Annotated in this window: 1 tRNA gene and 2 rRNA genes (1 of these 3 only partly in view); all 3 read right to left on the bottom strand. The window is 55.8% G+C overall.

The features are described 5' to 3' along the window. A tRNA-Met gene (locus DY926_RS02100) sits at positions 1–77 on the bottom strand. Between the two features lie 20 nt (positions 78–97). Beyond that, positions 98–213, bottom strand: a 5S ribosomal RNA gene (rrf, locus tag DY926_RS02095). A 103-nt stretch (positions 214–316) separates the two neighbouring features. Next, positions 317–3,019 (bottom strand): 23S ribosomal RNA (locus tag DY926_RS02090); it runs 40 nt beyond the window's last position.

The raw sequence follows: 3,019 nt of genomic DNA, 5'->3' as shown, positions 1-3,019 counted from the left end.
TGGTTGCGGGGGCAGGATTTGAACCTGCGGCCTTCAGGTTATGAGCCTGACGAGCTACCGGGCTGCTCCACCCCGCGGTTGTGAGGGGGATTGGAAGACCTGGCGGCGACCGACTTTCCCGTGCCTTAAGGCACAGTATCATGGGCGCTGGGGTATTTCACGGCCGAGTTCGGGATGGGATCGGGTGGATCATTCCCCGCCATGGCCACCAGGTCATCCAGTCCCCCTGGAGAGGGGAGAGGATGTGGATGGGTTGGTGTTTTGTGTATTGAGAGTGGATGACTGCTGTGCATGTATGTTGCCACGTATGTGGCGATGGAATGAGCCTATCGGGCGATTAGGACCAGTCAGCTGCACGCATTACTGCGCTTCCACACCTGGCCTATTGACGTGATGGTCTATCACGGCCCTCGGGGAGACCTTGTTTTGAGGTGGGTTTCCCGCTTAGATGCTTTCAGCGGTTATCCCGTCCACACTTAGCTACCCGGCTGTGCCGCTGGCGCGACAACCGGTGCACCAGAGGTATGTTCATCCCGGTCCTCTCGTACTAGGGACAAATCCTCTCAAGTCTCCAACACCCACGGCAGATAGGGACCGAACTGTCTCACGACGTTCTAAACCCAGCTCACGTACCACTTTAATCGGCGAACAGCCGAACCCTTGGGACCTGCTCCAGCCCCAGGATGTGATGAGCCGACATCGAGGTGCCAAACCTCCCCGTCGATGTGGACTCTTGGGGGAGATCAGCCTGTTATCCCTAGAGTACCTTTTATCCGTTGAGCGATGGCCCTTCCACGCGGGACCACCGGATCACTATGGCCGACTTTCGTCTCTGATCGAGCTGTCACTCTCACAGTCAGGCGGGCTTATGCCATTGCACTCGACAGCCGGTTTCCGACCGGCCTGAGCCCACCATCGCGCGCCTCCGTTACACTTTGGGAGGCGACCGCCCCAGTCAAACTGCCCACCATGCAGGGTCCCGGACCTGGCTAACAGGCCTCGGTTAGACATCAGAAACAGTCAGGGTGGTATTTCAAGGATGGCTCCACCGGAACTGGCGCCCCGGTTTCAAAGCCTCCCACCTATCCTACACAGAATGTCTCTGATGCCACTGCAAAGCTGCAGTAAAGGTTCATAGGGTCTTTCCGTCTGACCGCGGGTACCCCGCATCTTCACGGGGAATTCAATTTCGCTGAGCCGATGCTGGAGACAGCGGGGAAGTCGTTACGCCATTCGTGCAGGTCGGAACTTACCCGACAAGGAATTTCGCTACCTTAGGACCGTTATAGTTACGGCCGCCGTTTACCGGGGCTTCAATTCGGTGCTTGCACACCTCCTCTTAACCTTCCGGCACCGGGCAGGCGTCAGGCCGTATACGTCGTCTCTCGACTTCGCACAGCCCTGTGTTTTTACTAAACAGTCGCTACCCCCTGGTCTGTGCCACCCGCCAATGGTTGCCCACTGACGGGTCTTGCTTATCCCGAAGTTACGCAAGTAATTTGCCTAGTTCCTTCAGCATCGTTCTCTCAAGCGCCTTGGTATTCTCTACCAGTCCACCTGTGTCGGTTTCGGGTACGGTCTATATGCCAGAGCTATTTCCTGGAATACTCCAAAAGCCGGATCAATCCGTTAAGACCCGACAACATATCGTATTCGTCACTTCTGGCAGGCCCGGGAATATTTGCCCGGTTTCCATCGACTACGGCTTTCGCCCTCGCCTTAGGGGCCGGCTCACCCTGCGCGGATTAACCTTGCGCAGGAACCCTTGGACTTTCGGCGACAGTGTTTCTCGCACTGTTTGTCGCTACTCATGTCAGCATTCGCACTTCCGATATCTCCAGAGAGGGTCACCCCGTCTCCTTCACAGACTTACGGAACGCTCCGCTACCGCGCATATCATAGATATGCACCCACAGCTTCGGCACGTGGCTTGAGCCCCGTTACATTTTCGGCGCAGGGTTTCTATTAGACCAGTGAGCTATTACGCTTTCTTTAAAGGATGGCTGCTTCTAAGCCAACCTCCTGGTTGTTTTGGAATCCCCACATCCTTTCCCACTTAGCCACGATTTAGGGGCCTTAGCTGGTGGTCTGGGCTGTTTCCCTCTCGACAATGGACCTTAGCACCCACTGTCTGTCTGCCTGGCTCATACTTCCGGGTATTCGGAGTTTGGTTAGGTTTGGTAAGGCTTTGGGCCCCCCTAGCCCATCCAGTGCTCTACCCCCCGGGGTAATACCAGACGGTCTACCTCAATAGATTTCGCGGAGAACCAGCTATTTCCGAGTTTGATTGGCCTTTCACCCCTAGCCACAGCTCATCCCCGACTTTTTCAACAGGCGTGGGTTCGGCCCTCCAGTGCGTGTTACCGCACCTTCAGCCTGGCCATGGCTAGATCACTCGGTTTCGGGTCTTCTGCCAGCAACTCGTCGCCCTATTCAGACTCGCTTTCGCTACGCCTACACCTACCGGCTTAAGCTTGCTGCAAACAGAAACTCGCTGACCCATTATACAAAAGGTACGCCGTCACCCCATAAGAGGCTCCGACTGCTTGTAGGCATCCGGTTTCAGGTCTCTTTCACTCCCCTCATCGGGGTGCTTTTCACCTTTCCCTCACGGTACTTGTTCGCTATCGGTCACCAGGGAGTATTTAGGCTTGGAGGGTGGTCCCCCCATGTTCAGACAGGATTTCACGTGTCCCGCCCTACTCAAGGATCAGTCATGACACTACGCATACGGGGCTATCACCCGCTCTGGCCGGACTTTCCATTCCGTTCTGCTTCTTCATGAATGACCACTGGCCTGTTCCGCGTTCGCTCGCCACTACTAGCAGAATCTCAATTGATGTCTTTTCCTCCGGGTACTTAGATGTTTCAGTTCCCCGGGTTCGCCTCATGCCCCTATGTATTCAGAACATGATACCCATCGCTGGGTGGGTTTCCCCATTCAGATATCCACGGATCAAAGCCTGCTCGCGGCTCCCCATGGCTTTTCGCAGCGTGCCACGTCTTTCATCGCCTCCTG

Source organism: Komagataeibacter melaceti (genome assembly GCF_003403295.1).
Lineage (GTDB): Bacteria > Pseudomonadota > Alphaproteobacteria > Acetobacterales > Acetobacteraceae > Komagataeibacter > Komagataeibacter melaceti.
The sequence above is the reverse complement of the archived record's forward strand: the minus strand, read 5'-3'. Positions and strand labels throughout refer to the sequence as shown.